This is a genomic window from Arcicella sp. GW822-FHT02H01, from assembly GCF_058802005.1.
The window spans coordinates 44,329-62,717 of sequence record NZ_JBXANT010000002.1 but is presented as its reverse complement, the minus strand read 5'-3'; the positions used below and the strand labels follow the sequence as shown (position 1 = coordinate 62,717).

At 37.4% G+C, this 18,389-nt stretch carries 10 protein-coding genes; all 10 read left to right on the top strand.

What is annotated here, in order from left to right:
• Positions 1–5 precede the first annotated feature (5 nt).
• Complete coding sequence (locus AC1RNE_RS20695) at positions 6–1,109, top strand: glycoside hydrolase family protein (protein ID WP_492803781.1); 1,104 nt, start codon at positions 6–8, stop codon at positions 1,107–1,109.
• 29 nt (positions 1,110–1,138) lie between these two features.
• Positions 1,139–3,550 carry a beta-galactosidase GalB gene (gene galB, locus AC1RNE_RS20690; protein WP_492803779.1) on the top strand — a complete coding sequence of 804 codons (2,412 nt, stop codon included), beginning with the start codon at positions 1,139–1,141 and terminating at the stop codon, positions 3,548–3,550.
• Positions 3,551–3,594: 44 nt separating this feature from the next.
• A complete protein-coding gene (locus AC1RNE_RS20685) occupies positions 3,595–7,080 on the top strand; it encodes a glycosyl hydrolase (protein ID WP_492803778.1) in 3,486 nt (1,161 codons plus the stop codon).
• Between the two features lie 246 nt (positions 7,081–7,326).
• Positions 7,327–8,400, top strand: coding sequence for a mandelate racemase/muconate lactonizing enzyme family protein (locus tag AC1RNE_RS20680; RefSeq protein ID WP_492803776.1), 1,074 nt, complete (start codon positions 7,327–7,329; stop codon positions 8,398–8,400).
• A 52-nt stretch (positions 8,401–8,452) separates the two neighbouring features.
• Positions 8,453–11,740: a glycoside hydrolase family 2 TIM barrel-domain containing protein gene (locus AC1RNE_RS20675; protein WP_492803774.1), complete on the top strand. Its 3,288-nt coding sequence runs from the start codon at positions 8,453–8,455 to the stop codon at positions 11,738–11,740.
• A 28-nt stretch (positions 11,741–11,768) separates the two neighbouring features.
• Positions 11,769–13,802, top strand: coding sequence for an aceric acid hydrolase (locus AC1RNE_RS20670; RefSeq protein WP_492803773.1), 2,034 nt, complete (start codon positions 11,769–11,771; stop codon positions 13,800–13,802).
• A gap of 7 nt (positions 13,803–13,809) precedes the next feature.
• Positions 13,810–15,054 (top strand): ribulose-bisphosphate carboxylase large subunit family protein, encoded by a 1,245-nt coding sequence (locus AC1RNE_RS20665; protein WP_492803771.1) that lies wholly within the window; start codon positions 13,810–13,812, stop codon positions 15,052–15,054.
• A 1-nt stretch (position 15,055) separates the two neighbouring features.
• Positions 15,056–16,396 (top strand): four-carbon acid sugar kinase family protein, encoded by a 1,341-nt coding sequence (locus AC1RNE_RS20660; protein ID WP_492803769.1) that lies wholly within the window; start codon positions 15,056–15,058, stop codon positions 16,394–16,396.
• A gap of 26 nt (positions 16,397–16,422) precedes the next feature.
• Positions 16,423–17,082: an aspartate/glutamate racemase family protein gene (locus AC1RNE_RS20655; RefSeq protein ID WP_492803767.1), complete on the top strand. Its 660-nt coding sequence runs from the start codon at positions 16,423–16,425 to the stop codon at positions 17,080–17,082.
• 2 nt (positions 17,083–17,084) lie between these two features.
• A complete protein-coding gene (locus tag AC1RNE_RS20650) occupies positions 17,085–18,368 on the top strand; it encodes a bile acid:sodium symporter family protein (RefSeq protein ID WP_492803765.1) in 1,284 nt (427 codons plus the stop codon).
• Positions 18,369–18,389: the final 21 nt, after the last annotated feature.

Sequence of the window (18,389 nt, the reverse complement as noted above, 5' to 3'; positions counted from 1 at the left end):
AAAAAATGAAAATTACTAATACCCTAATAGGATTGTTTGTCCTATGCGCTATTGCTACCTGTGCTCAAACAGTAAAAAACGATATTTCTGATGGTGAAATGCAAGCCATTTATCAAGCCGTGAAAACGCCTTATAAATATGGATTAGTGATGACGCCTGAAGATAACAGCCAGAAAATGGACTGTCCAACTGTCTTTAAAAAAGGGAAGAAATGGTACATGACCTACTTGATTTTTGGAGGGAAAGGGTATGAAACTTGGTTAGCCAAAAGTAATGATTTATTGAATTGGGAAAATGTAGGGAAAATCATGTCCTTTACCGATTCTACACAATGGGATGGCAGCCAAAAAGCAGGATATGTGGCTTTGCAAGATACCCAATGGGAGGGAAGCTATGCCTTAAAAAAATATGAGGGCAAATATTGGATGTCATATTTCGGAGGAAATACGCGTGGTTATGAAGCAGGTGATTTATCGGCGGGAATAGCCTTTACGACCGAAGACCCCACTACAGCACATGAATGGAAAAGAAAACCTACGCCAATTTTAACCGCAAAAGATGCTGATGTAAGATGGTGGGAAAATAGGAAACTATTTAAAAGCACTGTCATTGAGGATAAACAAAAACTTACAGGTCACCCATTTGTGATATTTTATAATGCTAATGGCGATTCTGCTAAGAACAATGTAAAAACTCGTTGGTTTGAACGTATCGGAATGGCAGTCTCTGATAATATGCTTGATTGGAAAAGGATGATTAATGAGCCAATCATTCAACACCCTGTGGGTATTACTGGTGACCCTGTTATTCAAAAAATAGGAGATACTTGGGTGATGTTTTACTTCGGAGCTTTCTGGAAAGATAGAAAAGGTGCATTCAACCGTTTTGCCGCTTCAAAAGACTTGATTCATTGGACAGATTGGAACGGTGATAATCTGGTGCAATCTTCCGAGCCTTATGATGAATTGTATGCACATAAATCTTATGTCGTTAAGCATAAAGGAGTCGTTTACCATTTTTACTGTGCTGTGAATAAAAAAGACCAACGAGGAATAGCAGTAGCTACTTCTAAAGATTTAGGGAAAAGTAAAAAGACTTTTGTGAAGTAACTGTTAGCATTTAAACCACGTCAATTTTAATGAAGAAATTCTTTTATATAATATTACTAATTGCAATCACTATTGAAGGGTTTTCCCAACAAAAAAGTAGAGAAATAACTGACTTTAACAAGTCTTGGAAATTTTCATTTGAAAATAACGAAAAGGCTATCACTAATCAGTTTAATGATGCTCACTGGAGAGTCCTGAATCTTCCTCACGACTGGAGTATTGAAGGGCAATTTAGTGCAGAACACTTGTCTACTACTCAGGGCGGTGCTTTGCCTACTGGCTTAGCATGGTATCGTAAAATTTTTTTAATGCCGTCAACAGCACAGCATAAAATAGTTTGGATTGAATTTGATGGGATTTATCGCAACAGTGAAGTTTGGATTAATGGTCATTATTTAGGCAAACGCCCAAATGGCTATGCTAGTTTTCGATATGAACTGACTAAGTTTTTGAAATTTGGGAAAGAGAAAAATGTAATTGCCGTAAAAGTTGATAATTCTGAACAACCCAATTCTCGGTGGTATTCAGGCTCAGGGATTTACAGAAATGTAAGAATAATTATCACTACCCCGATTGCTATTGATCAATGGGGCGTTTTTGCAACCACTCCTAAAATAAGTGCTGAAGAAGCGGAAGTAAGCATAGAAGTTAATCTGCTTAATAAAACTAATAAAACTCAATCGATTTCTATCACTTCAAATCTTATTGATGCGGATGGAAAAACGATAACGAGCGAAACATCGAAAAACATTTCGATAAAAGATAGTACAGGTAAACATTTTCAACAATTGAAGATTATTAAGCCTAAGCTTTGGTCAATTACCAATCCTTATTTATATAAGATAGTAACGAAGGTTTTTCAGAATAATCAAGAAATAGATGTGCATGAAATACCATTGGGAGTACGTTTTTTCAATTTTGATTCAGCAAAAGGGTTTTCACTGAACGGAGAACCGACCAAGATTCAAGGTGTTTGTATGCACCATGATTTAGGGGCATTGGGTGCTGCCGTGAATGTGAGGGCGATGGAACGTCAACTAGAATTATTAAAAGCCATGGGCTGTAATGGCATTCGTACTGCCCATAATCCGCCTGCGCCAGAATTTTTAGATTTATGCGATAAGATGGGCTTTATCGTCATGGATGAAGCTTTTGATATGTGGAAAAAAAGAAAGTCAAAGAAAGATTATTCGGCTGACTGGAATGCTTGGCATCAAAAAGATTTAGAGGATTTTATTAAAAGAGACCGCAATCACCCCGCTATTTTTATGTGGAGTATAGGCAATGAAATCAGAGAACAGTTTGATAGTACGGGTGTTACTATTACCAGAGAATTAGCAGGAATTGTAAAAAAACTAGATAATACTCGTATTGTTACGTCTGCATTGACAGAAAATGAACCCGCTAAAAACTTTATCTTTCAATCGGGGGCTTTGGATTTATTGGGATTCAATTATAAACATGAGGGCTATCCAGATTTTCTCAAGAATTTCCCTGATCAAAAATTTATTGCTTCAGAAACAGCTTCTGCCTTAGAATCGCGAGGTCACTATGAAATGCCTCAGGAAAAAATTCAGTTTTCATCACGAGAAGTAAAAACACAGGCTAGAAATGCTGATTGGACAGTTTCGGCCTATGACAATGTAGCGGCATATTGGGGAACAACCCACGAAGAAGCTTGGAAAGCTGTAAAAAATGCCCCTTTTATCGCTGGTACTTATATATGGACGGGCTTTGATTACTTAGGCGAGCCACATCCCTATCCTTGGCCAGCACGTAGTGCCTACTTTGGAATCATTGATTTAGCAGGCTTCCCCAAAGATGTTTATTATATGTATCAAAGTGAATGGACTGATAAACCCGTTTTGCATTTGTTACCACATTGGAATTGGGAAAAAGGTAAGACCATTGATGTATGGGCATATTATTCTCAAGCGGATGAAGTAGAGCTATTTTTGAATGATAAATCTTTAGGGATTAAACGAAAAGAAGCTGATGAATTCCATATAAAATGGTCGGTTAATTATGAAGCGGGGATATTAAAAGCAGTTTCAAGAAAAGCTGGGAAAATAATACTGACACAAGAAATTAAAACAGCAGGAAAAGCTTTTAAAATAAAAGCAACAGCAGACCATCAATTGATAAAAGCAGATGGCAAGGATTTGTCCTTCATAAAAATAAGTATCGTTGATGAAAATGGAAATACAGTTCCTGAAGCTAGTCATTTAGTGAATTTCAGCATAGAAGGAGAAGGGACTATTGTGGGAGTTGATAATGGTTACCAAGCAAGTTTAGAACCTTTCAAAGCCAATTATAGAAGAGTATTTAACGGTCTTTGTTTAGCCATTGTACAGGCTTCTGAAACAGCAGGAAAGATAGTTTTAAAAGCAAGTGCAGAAGGTTTACAGTCAGATACAATAATTATTGAGACTAAAAAATGAGCAGATTGAGACATATAAAATATTTATTTTTGAACGGATGCAGTATGCGGATAAATAAGAAAGGTTATCATTTATTGATATGCCTATTTATTTATTTTAGTGCAAATAATAGCTTGGGACAAGCTAAAAGTGGGTTAGCTACTATTATTCCTCAAAATCAACAAAGCATTAAAGCGGCTAAACCGTGGGTCTTTTGGTATTGGATGCAAGCAAGTGTTTCTAAAGAAGGCATTACCGCAGACTTGGAAGCCATGAAAGAAGCGGGAATAGGAGGAGCCTATTTAATGCCCATAAAAGGTGCAACAAATCCTCCTATTTTTACACCCGTAGCCGAACAATTAACACCGCTTTGGTGGGACATGGTAAAACATTCCATGAATGAGGCCGCTCGATTAAACCTAGAAATGGGAATGCACGTCAGTGACGGGTTTGCTTTAGCAGGTGGGCCGTGGATTACCCCCGAGCTTTCCATGCAAAAAGTAGTTTCTTCAAAAATGTATATAAAAGGTGGTCAACGTATAGACATACAGTTGGCAGAACCTACTAGCAACGAGCATTACTATAAAGATATTGCAATCTATGCTTTTCCTTCTTTAACAGGAGCAGAACAATCTACTAAAAATATTGTCCCTGTTGTTACTTCAAGTAAAGCTGACATCAATCCTCAATTTTTAGTAAAAAAAGGCAACAAAGAAAGTTTTAAGAGCGATGAGCCATGCTGGATTCAGTATGCTTTTGAAAATCCTTTTACTTGTAGAACTATTATTGTAAAAACGGGAGGAAACAATTATCAAGCTCAACGTTTATTGATTGAAGTGAGTGATGATGGAAAGAGTTTTAGGTCTATTGGAAGACTAGAATCTCCCAGACATGGCTGGCAAGATACAGATGCTAATATTACTCATTCCATCGTGCCAACAACGGCTAAATACTTCCGCTTTGTATATGAAAAAACAGGAAGTGAACCAGGTTCAGAAGATTTAGATGCAGCAAAGTGGAAGCCAAGTTTTAAAACTGTCGGTATTGAATTATCATCTGAACCAAGTATTCATCAGTTCGAAGGCAAGGCAGCAGAAGTATGGCGAATAAGCAAGGAAAGTTCATCAGAGCAATTGCCTGATAACCTGTGTGTTCCATTCAATAAAATCATTAATATCACTGATAAACTTACGAGAGAAGGAAGGTTAGTCTGGGATGCTCCTGCTGGTTCTTGGACTATTCTGCGTGTTGGTCATACTTCGACAGGACATACCAATGCTACTGGTGGAGCAGGTAAGGGGTTAGAATGTGATAAATTTAATCCAGTTGCTATCAAACTACAGTTTGATAATTGGTTTGGTGAAGCCCAACGTCAGCTTGGACCAGAACTGAGCAAAAAGGCTTTGAAAGTTTTTCATGTAGATAGTTGGGAATGTGGAAGTCAGAATTGGTCATCCGTTTTCAAAGAAGAATTTCAAAAAAGAAGAGGGTATGATATTTTACCATATTTGCCTATCGTAACAGGACTTCCTGTAGAAAATAATCAATTTTCAGAGCAGTTTTTATATGACTTTCGTCAGACGGTTTCAGAATTGGTGGTTGATAAATTTTATAAAACGCTGGCAGATTTAACCAAAGCAAATGGGTTGAAATTCACTGCTGAAAGTGTTGCTCCAACTATGACGAGTGATGGATTAGCACATTACAAATTAGTAGATGTGCCAATGGGCGAATTTTGGTTAAATAGTCCCACGCACGACAAACCAAACGATATGCTTGATGCCATTTCGGCAGGGCATATTTATGGTAAGCCCATCATTCAAGCGGAAGCATTTACTACTTTAAGGATGACATGGAACGAACATCCTGCGATGTTGAAAACCTTGCAAGACCGAAATTATGCTTTAGGAATTAATAAATTAGTATATCATGTTTTCATGCATAATCCTTGGATGGATAGAAAGCCCGGCATGACGTTGGATGGTGTAGGTTTATATTTTCAAAGAGACCAAACTTGGTGGAAAATGGGGAAAGCGTGGGTTGACTATGCACAACGTTGTCAGGAATTGTTACAAATAGGTGTTCCAGTTGCCGATTTAGCCGTTTTTGTAGGAGATGATATTCCAAGACGTTCGGTTTTACCAGATAGATTAGTACCAACATTAAGCGGATTATTTGGCAAAGAAGTCATTGATGCAGAAGCCAAAAGACTAGCCAATGAAGGACAACCTTTAAGACAAATTCCTACAAGCGTTACACATTCGGCTAACATGGCTGACCCTGAAAACTGGGTGAATGCGTTAAGGGGTTATGCCTATGATTCTTTTAGTCATGATGCTCTTTTAAATACTGCTAAAGTGAACAATGGGAAAGTTATATTTTGGGATGGTACTAGCTATAGTGTAATAGTATTGCCTAAAAAGCATCAAATGACACCCAATGCCAACGGTATGTCTGCCCAAACGGCTCAAAAATTATTGGCGTTGGTAAATGAAGGAGCGACATTGATTATTGGTGACAAACCAATAGTTGAATTCGGAACAAAAAGTAATGATGCTGTAGCAACATTCGCAAAACAATGTTGGGAAGGAGATTTTGAAGTAATGATAGATGGAGAAAACAAAATTTTCTATAAAACAATTGGAAAAGGGAAAGTCATAAAAAGTCCTTTTGAAGCCAATACCTTAGCTAAAATCGGCGTTCAACAAGATGTAATTGTAAAAGATGAACATGGAAATTATGCCAAAGATATTGCTTATACACATAGAAAAACAATGGATTTGGAATTGTACTTTCTTGCTAATCAAGAAAATAAGGAAAGAGTATTAGATTTTTCTTTAAGAGCAAAAGGGAAAAATATTCAATTATACGATGCTGTGAATGATAAAACTTTTTCGCCTAATGCTTGGAAAACTGAAAACGGTAGAACGAATTTGAGGTTAAAATTGGATGCAAATGCCTCAATATTTGTAATTTTTAAAGACATCTTTGTTAACTTTTCAAAAGCTGATAAAGCTATAACAAAATCTAACAAAGCTAAAAATTGGCAAGAATTCAAACCTTTTAAAACTTTAGACAAGTCTTGGGATGTTAATTTTAGCAGTACAAAAGCAAATCAAACAGTCTCAAAAACATTTGAATCTTTAAGTGATTGGTCGTTAAATGCTGATTCTTTAATTCGTTATTACGCAGGTACAGCCGACTACCATCAAAACTTTCAGATGAATAGTTTGCCAAATAAGAACCAACAAATTTGGCTAGATTTAGGAAAGGTCGCTAACCTCGCCGAAATAAAAGTAAATGGAGTTTCTTGTGGGATTGTCTGGACAGCTCCTTATCGAGTAGATATCAGCAAAGCATTGAAAGTTGGCAACAATGAATTAACGATTGACATAACGAATACGTGGGCGAATAGATTGATGGGCGATATGCTTTTACCAGAAAATAAAAGAACTACTAAAACTACTGCGCCGATGAAATATTTAGAAGGAAAGCCCTTGTATGAATCAGGTTTATTAGGCCCTGTAAAACTCTTGCAAAGTCAACCATAGGTAAATGGAATGAAAACGATTGTTCAAATTTTACTATTAGGGTGCCACTTAAGTCGCACCCTAATAGTAAGATGGTATTGATTAGGTACCTGCTCAATTAATATATCTCAAACATTTGTACATCTATTGAATGCTGAAAAATACCATTCACTTTCATGCAAACATCCTACAATATCTTGTGAAAATATTATATATAATACAGGTATATTACTATTAATTTTGATTTTTTATACAATCGCTTTTAATATGTATTCTATCCAAAAATATTCTGTTTTTACTGCAAAAGCTACATTAGCAAAACCTATCTCTGATGCTACGCACACATTGACTGAAATCTCTTTTTTAGTACTAAGAATCGAAACGCAAAACGGTATCATTGGGGAATCTTATTTATTAAGTTTTCAGTACAGTCCGAGAGCCATTGCAGGAGCCTTAAAAGACGTCGGTGAAATGTTGATTGGCGAACAGGTCTTTGATACCGTAAAAGTTTTCGAAAAGCTAAACCATGCCAATGAATATTTTGGAATGGAAGGCATAAACCGATGGGCACAAGCAGCTTTTAATATTGCGATGTGGGATGCTTGGTGTAAAATATTAAATCAGCCTATCTGGAAAGTTTTAGGTTCGTCAAGGAGTGAAGTACCTATTTATGGAAGTGGGGGTTGGATTTCTTATACTACAGATGAATTAATTGATGAGGTTAGCAATTATAAAAGCCGTGGTTTCAAGGCAGTAAAGATAAAAGTAGGAAAACCTGAGTGGAAAGAAGATTTAGAACGCTTGAAACTAGTTCGAGAAGTAGTTGGAAATGATATTAATATCATGATGGATGCTAACCAAGGGATGACAGTGCCCAATGCTTTAGCCTTGGCGAGAGCAGCCAGAGAACTGAATATTCAGTGGTTTGAAGAGCCAATCGACCATACAGATTTTGAAGGATATAAATTATTAAGAACCCAAGCTGGTATTTCTTTGGCAATGGGCGAACGAGAGTATTCTACCTTACCGCTTAGAGAGTTATTACAAAGAAATGCCATTGATATTTGGCAACCCGATATTTTAAGATTGGGTGGGGTAGAGGCTTGGCGGAATAGTGCGGCATTAGCGGGTAGCTATAATATTCCTGTTTTACCACATTATTACAAAGACTATGATATTCCATTGCTTTGTACCATTGCAAATGGAGTAGGAGCAGAATCATTCGACTGGATTGACCCTTTGATTGATTATCCTTTGGAAATAAAGAATGGCATGGCAAAACCTCATGATCGTGCTGGGTGGGGTTTTTCATTTAAAGATGAATACCTTACTGAAATCTAGTTTGCTTTTATCTTATTCATTATCAATTGTTTATTAGTATAATTAAATGAAGATGTTAAAATATTTACTTTTCTTAGGCTGTTTCATACATGTTGCAAGCTACGCTCAGTTGGTTGATAAAACACCAGCCGCTGTGCCAAATGCTCCAACGGTTTATCAGACTGAGCCTTACGAAGATCCAACAGTGAGTGGGATTAATAGGGATGCATCCAGAGCAACAGCCTATTCTTTTGATAATATTCAGCGTGCCATCTCGGGCAATCGTGAAAATAGTAATCGCTATCTTTCCTTAAATGGTAATTGGGATTTTAGCTTTGCCCTAAAACCAGCAGATGCCCCGAAAGATTTTTATAAAAGTAGAGTAAGAGGTTGGAAGACTATTCCAGTACCTTCAAATTGGGAAATGCAAGGTTATGACAAACCTATTTATAAAAGTGCGGTATATCCTTTTAGGCCAGTAAATCCGCCCTTTGTTCCTAAAGATTATAATGGAGTGGGCTGTTATCAGCGTACATTTTCAATCCCTGCTAATTGGAAAGAAAGTAATGTTACCCTACATTTCGGAGGGGTAAGTTCGGCTTATAAAGTGTGGCTAAATGGCAAGTTTGTTGGGTATGCTGAGGATAGTTTTCTTTCTTCTGAATTCAATATTACGCCTTATTTACAAGAAGGAGAAAATGTTTTATCAGTATGGGTAATTCGTTGGAGTGATGGTTCTTTTTTAGAAGACCAAGATCAATGGCGTTTGAGTGGCATCCATCGTGAAGTGTATCTTCATGCAGAACCTAAAGTAAGAATTGCTGATTTTTTCTATCAAACTAAATTAGATAAAGACTATAAAGATGCATTATTAAGCATTCGTCCAAGAATTGAAAACCTAACAGGAAAAGAGGTAGTGGGCTATCAATTGAAAGCCCAATTATACGATAAGAACAATTTACCAGTTTTTGAAAAACCTCTCGAAAAGAGTGTTGAATCTATCATCAACGAAATCTATCCACGATTAGATAATGCTAAATTTGGCGTGTTAGAAAGCAAGGTTAAAAACCCTGAAAAGTGGAGTGATGAAATCCCTAATTTATATACGTTAGTGCTTTCTTTAGAAGATAGTTTGGGACGGGTGCTAGAAGCTAAAAGCTGTAAACTAGGCTTTCGCTCAATTGAATTTTCAAATGAAAATAGCAAATTATTAATTAATGGAAAGGTAACGTATTTGTATGGCGTTAATCGCCCAGACCATCATGCTACAAAAGGGAAGGCATTATCCAGAGAAGATATTCTACAGGATATTCTTACGATTAAACGTTTCAATTTTAACTGTATTCGTGCCAGTCATTATCCAAGCGACCCGTATTTATATGATTTGTGTGATGAATATGGTATTATGGTTATTGACGAAGCCAATCTCGAAACGCATGGACTAGGCTCAAAACTAAGCAATGACGCTGCTTGGACTGGAGCATATTTGGAACGAAGTAGCAGGATGGCTTTACGAGATAAAAATCACCCATCTATTATATTTTGGAGTTTGGGAAATGAAGCTGGTCGCGGACCAAATCATGCTGCAATGGCTGCTTGGATACATGATTTTGACATTACTCGTCCTGTACATTATGAACCAGCCATGGGAAGCCCCAATATGGAAGGATATATGGACAATAAAGACCCGAAATATTTAAAACCTAATGACCATTCGCATCGTATCCAGAATCCGTTAGACCAATATTATGTAGATATTGTCAGTAGAATGTACCCAGCTATGTACACGCCTGAATTATTGGCAAATCAGCCAAATGGTGATACTAGGCCTATTTTCTTTTGTGAGTATGCCCATGCGATGGGAAATAGTGCGGGAAATTTAAAGGAGTTCTGGGACTTGTTCCGTAAAACGAAAAGAGTAATAGGAGGATGTATCTGGGAATTTAAAGACCAAGGATTATTGAAAAAAGACTCGGCTACTGGCAAAGAGTTTTATGCTTATGGGGGAGACTTTGGAGAAAAATACTTCGATAATTTTACTATTAAAGGTGTTGTTGCTTCAGATGGCAGACCTAAAGCAGCGATGTATGAATGTAAAAGAGTATTCCAAGGCGTGGAATCGGTATTAGAAAATGCGGAGAAAGGAATTATAAAAATAACAAACCGCCATGCTACTAAATCTTTGAGTGATTATACGGTTTTATTATCAGTAATGGAAGATGGCAAAGTGCTTTTTACCAAAGAATTGCCTAAAATGAACGTTTCAGCAGGAAGTGATACACTGGTTAATATCCTACTGTATTTACCTAAATTCAAGGCAAACACAGAATACTTTGCAACATTACACATTACCTTATCCAAAAAAGAAGCATGGGCAGACAAAGGTTTTGAAGTAGCTTCTAACCAATTTGCCTTAACTGAATTAATTGCACATCAATCAGAGAAGAAAACCATTGCAACTGTCGATTTACAAGAAACAGATAATGCTTTTTTATTGATTGGAAAAAGTTTTCAAATCAAAATTGATAAGAAAAATGGCGCTTTAGCATCCTATTTATTCAAAGGCAAAGAACAGATTTTTACGCCATTATTACCAAAATTTAGTCGTCCACTGACTGATAACGACCGTCGTGGTTGGAAGGCTCAACGCAAGTTAAAACAATGGTATAATGTAGCATTAAAAACAAAAAGCTGTACCGTGAAGATGAGTTCTAAAAACGCTGTCATAATTACTAGCTACTATACCTTAGTAAATGATAGTGCCTCTGTCCAAGTAAATTATACGATTAATGGCGATGGCGTTGTAAAAGTAAATTATGACTTTAAAGCGTCTCCTGCGTTACCTAACATTCCTAAAATCGGGATGCAGTGTGGGATTGAAAGAACTTTTGAAAACATAACATGGTATGGCAGAGGAGCATTAGAAAATTATATTGACCGTCGTTACGGGTTTGATGTAGGGATTTATCAGCAAAATATTCAAGATTTTATGGAGCCTTATGCCGTTCCTCAAGAGAATGGCAATAGAACAGATGTTCGCTGGATGTATTTAGCAAACAAAAAGCAAGAAGGATTATTAGTGGTAGCGGATAGTTTGTTAAGCATGAGTGCCAGACCTTATACTGACCAAAATATCGAAACAGCTAAGCATACTTTTAACTTAAATGATGCTGGTTTTATCAACCTGAACATAGATTTAATACAAATGGGCGTAGGAGGGAATGATAGTTGGAGTGATGTGGCAGCACCTTTAGAGCAGTATCAAATAAAGGCAAATCCTTATCAATATACGTTTTTCATCATGCCATTTAATGCTGTAAAGGAATCGGTAGGATTAAAAGCAAAAGACCTGAGGTTTTAGTTGAGAAATTTTCAATGATTAAAGAAATATGAACAGAATAATCAAGAAAGTAGGAACATTACTCATAGTGATGATTTCTTTCTATCATTTGCAAGCACAAAACAAAGGATTAGTGAATACCTCTAAAAGTCCAAATGCTAAATTACAAAGCATTGATTTTGGCGATGTAACGTGGACTTCTGGTTTTTGGGCAGATCGCTTTGCCGTTTGTCGTTCGGCTATGGTGCCAACTTTATGGAAAAATTATACGGATGCTAACCTAAGTCATTCTTTCAAAAACTTTGAAATAGCCGCAGGGCTAGAGAATGGCGTTTTTAAAGGACCATCGTTTCATGACGGTGATTTTTATAAAACACTTGAAGCAGTAGCCAGCATGTATGCCACAACGAAAGATAAGAAATTGGATGAGTTGATGGATCACGCCATTGAGGTGATTGGTAAAGCCCAAATGCCAGATGGATATATTTACACTAAGGCGATTATTCAACAAAAGAAAACAGGGGAGCAAAAGATGTTTGATGACAAACTGAGCTTTGAAGCCTACAATTTCGGACATTTAATGACTGCCGCTTGTGTACATTATAGGGTAACAGGCAAAACAACTTTATTAAATATTGCCAAAAAAGCGACAGACTTTTTAATTGGGTTTTATAATAATGCTAGTCCTGAACAAGCAAGAAATGCCATTTGTCCTTCGCATTATATGGGGATTATTGAAATGTACAGAACTACAGGTGAGCAAAAATATTTAACGCTTGCTAAAAAGCTTATTAATATCCGTGGACTTTCGGAAGGAACTGACGACAACTCAGACAGAGTACCGTTCAGACAAATGAAAAAAGTAGTTGGACATGCGGTAAGAGCGAATTATTTGTTTGCAGGAGCGGCTGATATTTTTGCAGAAACAGGAGATAGTACTTTATTATCAACCTTAGATTTGATGTGGGACGATGTTATTAACCATAAAATGTATATTACGGGTGGCTGTGGTGCTTTATACGATGGTGTTTCGCCAGAGGGGACATCTTATAAGCCTGATACAGTGCAGAAAGTACACCAATCTTATGGCAAATCGTATCAATTACCCAACCATTCAGCACACAATGAAACTTGTGCCAACATTGGAAATTTATTATGGAATTGGCGAATGCTTCAAATTACGAGCGAAGCCAAGTATGCTGATGTAATGGAGTTGGCTTTGTATAATAGTATTTTGTCGGGTATTAGTCTAGATGGAGATAAGTTTTTTTATACCAATCCTTTAAGTGCCTCAGATGCTTATCCTTATCAATTGCGTTGGATGGGTGGTAGACAAAAATATATCAGTAAGTCAAACTGCTGTCCACCAAATACGGTAAGAACTATTGCTCAAATAAATAACTATGCCTACAGTGTCTCTGAAAAAGGATTATGGTTGAATCTGTATGGTGCGAATACACTTTCTACTTCTTTGAAAAATGGTTCAAAAATTAGCCTGACACAAGAGACTAATTATCCTTGGGATGGAAATATTAATATATCCTTGAAAGAAGTGCCACAAAATGCCTTTTCAGTTTTCGTAAGAATTCCAGAATGGAGCAAAGGTGCGACGATTAAGATTAATGGAAAGCCTTTTACAGGAAAAATTGAAGTAGGAAGTTATGTTGAAGTGAATAGAAAATGGGCAGTTGCTGATAAGATAGAAATTGTTTTACCGATGACGGTAAAATTAATTGAAGCTAATCCATTGGCAGAAGAAATTAGAAACCAAGTGGCAGTAAAAAGAGGGCCAATTGTATATTGTTTAGAGTCAGTTGATAACAGTCAATTAAAGTTAAATACCCTTGCCATTTCACCGAAAAGCAAATGGAAAACAACCTCAATGATGATTGAAAATAGCCCAATCACCGCATTAGAAGGTGAAGCTAAAATTATTGATGGTTCAGATACGTGGACTAATAAATTATACAGAGAAGTTTCTGAACAAGTTCCCGTTTCAGCCAAGGTACGCTTAATCCCCTATTATGCTTGGAGTAACCGTGGGCATTCTGAAATGGAAGTATGGATTCCAATAAGTAGATAAAATTTTTATGGAAAGAATAACGGCAACATATTTTATAGAAACACCTTTTGCACCAGAAGCCGCCGCTGCAGTGTTAGCAGGCGAACAATCGTCTGGCACTTTTACAGCAGTACCGGGTGAAACCGAAGAATTAAAACAAAGATTTGCTGCAAGGGTAGAATCTGTTGAGTTTTTAGAAACGGTTTCTACGCCTGCTATTCCTGGGGCTGAAAGTACCACTAATCAATATCATCGTGCTATCGTTAAGGTTTCTTGGTCGATAGAAAATTTTCGGTATAACCTTCCCGTATTGATTTCGTCATTACAAGGTAATTTATACGAGATTCGCCAATTTACAGGGTTGAAACTGATGGATATTGATATTCCAGCAAGTTATGCTACCCACTTTTCAGGACCTAAATTTGGCATAGAAGGCTGTAGAAAATTGACTGGGGTTCAAAATCGCCCATTAATTGGAACCATCATTAAGCCTAGTATTGGCTTGACGCCTCAGCAAACGGCAACTTTAGTAGAAAGCCTCGCCGATGCGGGTATTGATTTTATCAAAGATGATGAATTGCTTTCTTCAACAGCCAATTCGCCTTTTAATGAACGAGTTGACGAGGTAATGAAAGTAATCAACAAGCACGCTGATAAAACGGGCAAGAAAATTATGTACGCTTTCAATATCAGTGGAGAAATAGATGAAATGCTAGCACGCTATGAAAAAGTAGTCAATGCAGGAGGAACCTGTGCGATGATTAGCATCAACAGCGTGGGCTTAGCAGGAACTAAAAAGATATGCGACCAAGGTGCTTTGGCGATTCATGGACATAGAAATGGTTGGGGAATGCTGACCAGACATCCATTGTTAGGAATAGACTTTACTGCCTATCAAAAGCTTTGGCGTTTGGCTGGCGTTGACCAACTGCATGTAAATGGGATTCAGAATAAATTTTGGGAGAGCGATGATTCAGTTGTCCAATCGATAAAAGCTTGTTTAAAACCTTTGTTAGGAGGATATTCTGTTTTACCAGTAGTTTCGTCTGGACAATGGGGTGGACAAGCTTCAGAAACTTATCGTCGTACACAAACTACCGATTTGCTATACATGGCGGGCGGTGGCATTTTAGCTCACCCTATGGGACCAGCTGCTGGTGTAACAGCACTACAACAAGCTTGGCAAGCCGCAGTAGATGGTTTAGGGATTAAAGATGCGGCTAAAATATATCCCGAATTTGCTAAATCAGTAGAAAAATTTGGTACAAAATAAGATGGTCAATCATAATTTACTTTTAGCATATTACGGTGATGACTTTACAGGCTCGACTGATGCACTAGAATTTTTGAGTAAAGCAGGAGCAAAAACGGCACTATTTATTGATGCGCCAACAGCTACTCAATTAGCCGCTTATACTGATTTGAATGCTATCGGCGTGGCGGGATTGTCGCGGTCTATGTCGCCTAGCCAAATGGAAGCAACCCTTTTACCAACATTTTCTGCCTTAAAGCAATTAGGAGTAAAGCACGTACATTATAAAGTTTGTTCTACGTTTGATTCCTCTCCTGAAACGGGAAGCATTGGTAAAGCCATTGACGTAGGAATAGTCGTTTTACAAAATACCTGTGTGCCGTTATTAGTAGCGGCACCCTCATTAGGGCGATATTGTGCTTTTGGTAATTTATTTGCTAGAATGGGCATTGGTAGTACTGGGCAAATTTACAGACTCGACCGTCACCCTGCTATGATCAAACACCCTGTAACGCCTGCTGACGAAAGCGATTTGAGGTTACATTTAGCCAAGCAGACTGACAAAAAAATAGGATTGTTGGATATTCTTCAAGTAGCTAAACCTTTTCAAGAACTATCAGAAAGTTTAGCAAAACTGATAGATCAAGAAGCCAAGGTGGTATTGATTGATGCCATGTATGAAGACCAATTTTTGAATATCGGTCGACTAATAGATGAATTAGCTGATAAAGAACAGCCGTTATTTTCAGTAGGTTCTTCTGGCGTAGAAATGGCTTTGGGTAAGTATTGGAATGAAACTCAAACGTTGAAAGCTGTTACTTCATGGCAGGCATTAGAAAAAGCTGACCCACTATTAGTAATTGCAGGAAGTTGTTCGCCTGTTACATCCAGACAAATTTCTTGGGCTTTAGAACATGGGTTTAAAGAGATTATCATTGATGCTCAGTCCATTTGTAATGGTGAAATCGATGCTTTACGAATTGAAGAATATATTAAAAGAGCAATAGATGTCGCTCAACAAGGACAACATCTTATTGTGCATACGAATGGAAGTAAAGAGAATATAATTACAACATTGTCTTCAGAAAAATTAGGGAAAGCCTTAGGCTTAATTGCCAAAAAAGTAGTGGAATCTACTAATGTCAGGAGAGTAGTAGTTGCAGGAGGAGATACTTCTAGCTACGCAGCCAGAGCCATGGAAATAGAAGCGGTAGAAATGATTGCTCCTTTAGTCGCGGGAGCACCCTTATGCAAAGCTCGTTCTACAAATCCTTTGATTAATGATATAGAAGTCAACTTTAAGGGAGGGCAAGTAGGTGATGAACGATACTTCGGTATTTTGTTAGAGGGTAAATTATCATGAATAGCTAATTATAAAATAATATAAAAATGCAAACAAAAACATTAAGTCTTATTCATACTTCGGCAACCTTAGTGCCTATTTTTCAACAACTTTGTAATGAATACTTGCCCGATATTCAGGTATTTAATATTGTAGATGATAGCTTAATTAAAAATGTGATTAAACATGGGGAACTCAGACCAGATGTTGCTAGGAGAGTGGTCGACTATGTAGGTTCGGCTGAAGCATCAGGGGCAGATTTTATCATGGTTACTTGTTCTTCCATTGGTTCTGCGGTTGAAGCTTCTGCTGCCTTGACGGGTATTCCAGTATTGAGAGTTGACCAACCAATGGCTGATTTGGCGGTTCAAACTGGGAAGAAAATAGGCGTAATAGCTACGTTACCAACTACATTAGGGCCAACTAGTGATTTAGTAGTGCGTCGTGCTCAAAAAGCAGGAAAGGAAATAGAATTAGTTTCAATATTATGTGAAGGAGCTTTTGAAGCATTGATGAGCGGAGATGCAACAAAGCACGACGAGATTGTTGCGAAAGCCTTGAAAGAGTTAGTTACGCAAGTAGATGTTATTTTGCTAGCGCAAGCTTCAATGGCAAGGGTTGTAGACACTTTGGACGAAGCAGACAAAAAAGTGCCCATCTTGGCAAGTCCAATCATTGCTGTTCAACACCTTGCCAATATCCTTTGATAATGAAAAATATCCAGCAATTTCTTTTAGGAATCAGTGCCATTGCTCTGTTGGTTTTGGTATATACGTTTATACAAGAAAATTCAGCAATCAGCAAAGTAGCCCTTGTAGTGGCTGTGCTATGTTTTACACTAGGAATGGGAAGCATTTCCGCTTTGAAAAATTATCAGTACACGGCATGGATTATTGTCGCAGTAGTAGCGGGTATGGTTTATCCTGCTGCCTTTACAAATTGGGGAACAATAGATTTAAGAAACAAATGGCTTATACTTATCATCATTCAATTTGTAATGTTTGGCATGGGCATTCAGATGAGTATTCGTGATTTTTCTGGATTGGCTTCTACTGGCAAAGGCGTGGCGATTGGTTTACTTTGTCATTTTTCCATTATGCCCTTTATGGGTTGGTTACTTACTAAGGTCTTTGACTTTGAACCAGAAATTGCTGCTGGAATTATTTTAATTGGGTCATGTTCAAGTGGGTTAGCATCCAATGTGATGGTTTATTTAGCCAAAGCAAATTTGGTTTTGTCAGTGGTAGTAACGGCAATGGCAACTTTGGCTGCTCCGTTTTTGACGCCCTTAATTATGAAACTATTAGCAGGAACTCTAATAGAAATTCATTTTATCAATATGATGATGGAAATCATCAAAATCGTTATTGTCCCTATCAGTGCGGCTTTATTACATGATTACTTAAAAACGGCTTCACCTCAAGGGAAGAAAAATGTAAATATCCTTGTGGTAATTGCCTCACTTTGGTTAATTGCTTTACCCTTTGGACTATGGCATTTTTTAGTATCCTCACAGTTTTCTCCTGAAATTCTTCAATCTTTAGAAGTGCTAAGTTTCTTGTTGGCGGCGATATTAGTCGGAGTCTTGTATCATCAAGCGGCTAATTATTTTCCAAAGCTTGATACCATAATGCCTTATATTTCTATGTTTGGCATTATTTATTTTACGACAGTAACTACGGCAGCAGGGAGAGAAAACCTGATGAAAGTAGGAATCTTACTTTTTATCAGTTCCGTGATTCATAATGCTTCTGGGTATTTCTTTGGCTATTGGCTGAGTCGCTTGTTTGGCTTAGATAAGAATTCATCAAGGACAATTGCTTTTGAAGTAGGTTTACAAAATGGTGGAATGGCCTCTGGCTTAGCTGGTGGTATGGGCAAACTTGGCACTGTTGGCTTGCCAGCAGCCGTTTTTAGTCCGTGGATGAATATATCAGGCTCAATTTTAGCTAATTACTGGCGAAAGAAAAGTGTAGAGAATGAACAGGGATAAAAAAACAAAATTCCTTAAAAT

Bases quoted from the DNA above. Each gene is read 5' to 3' on its own strand.
- AC1RNE_RS20650 (WP_492803765.1), top strand. From the start codon at position 17,085: ATGAAAAATATCCAGCAATTTCTTTTAGGAATCAGTGCCATTGCTCTG.
- AC1RNE_RS20685 (WP_492803778.1), top strand. From the start codon at position 3,595: ATGCGGATAAATAAGAAAGGTTATCATTTATTGATATGCCTATTTATT.
- AC1RNE_RS20695 (WP_492803781.1), top strand. From the start codon at position 6: ATGAAAATTACTAATACCCTAATAGGATTGTTTGTCCTATGCGCTATT.
- AC1RNE_RS20675 (WP_492803774.1), top strand. From the start codon at position 8,453: ATGTTAAAATATTTACTTTTCTTAGGCTGTTTCATACATGTTGCAAGC.
- AC1RNE_RS20660 (WP_492803769.1), top strand. From the start codon at position 15,056: ATGGTCAATCATAATTTACTTTTAGCATATTACGGTGATGACTTTACA.
- AC1RNE_RS20665 (WP_492803771.1), top strand. From the start codon at position 13,810: ATGGAAAGAATAACGGCAACATATTTTATAGAAACACCTTTTGCACCA.
- galB (WP_492803779.1), top strand. From the start codon at position 1,139: ATGAAGAAATTCTTTTATATAATATTACTAATTGCAATCACTATTGAA.
- AC1RNE_RS20670 (WP_492803773.1), top strand. From the start codon at position 11,769: ATGAACAGAATAATCAAGAAAGTAGGAACATTACTCATAGTGATGATT.
- AC1RNE_RS20680 (WP_492803776.1), top strand. From the start codon at position 7,327: ATGTATTCTATCCAAAAATATTCTGTTTTTACTGCAAAAGCTACATTA.
- AC1RNE_RS20655 (WP_492803767.1), top strand. From the start codon at position 16,423: ATGCAAACAAAAACATTAAGTCTTATTCATACTTCGGCAACCTTAGTG.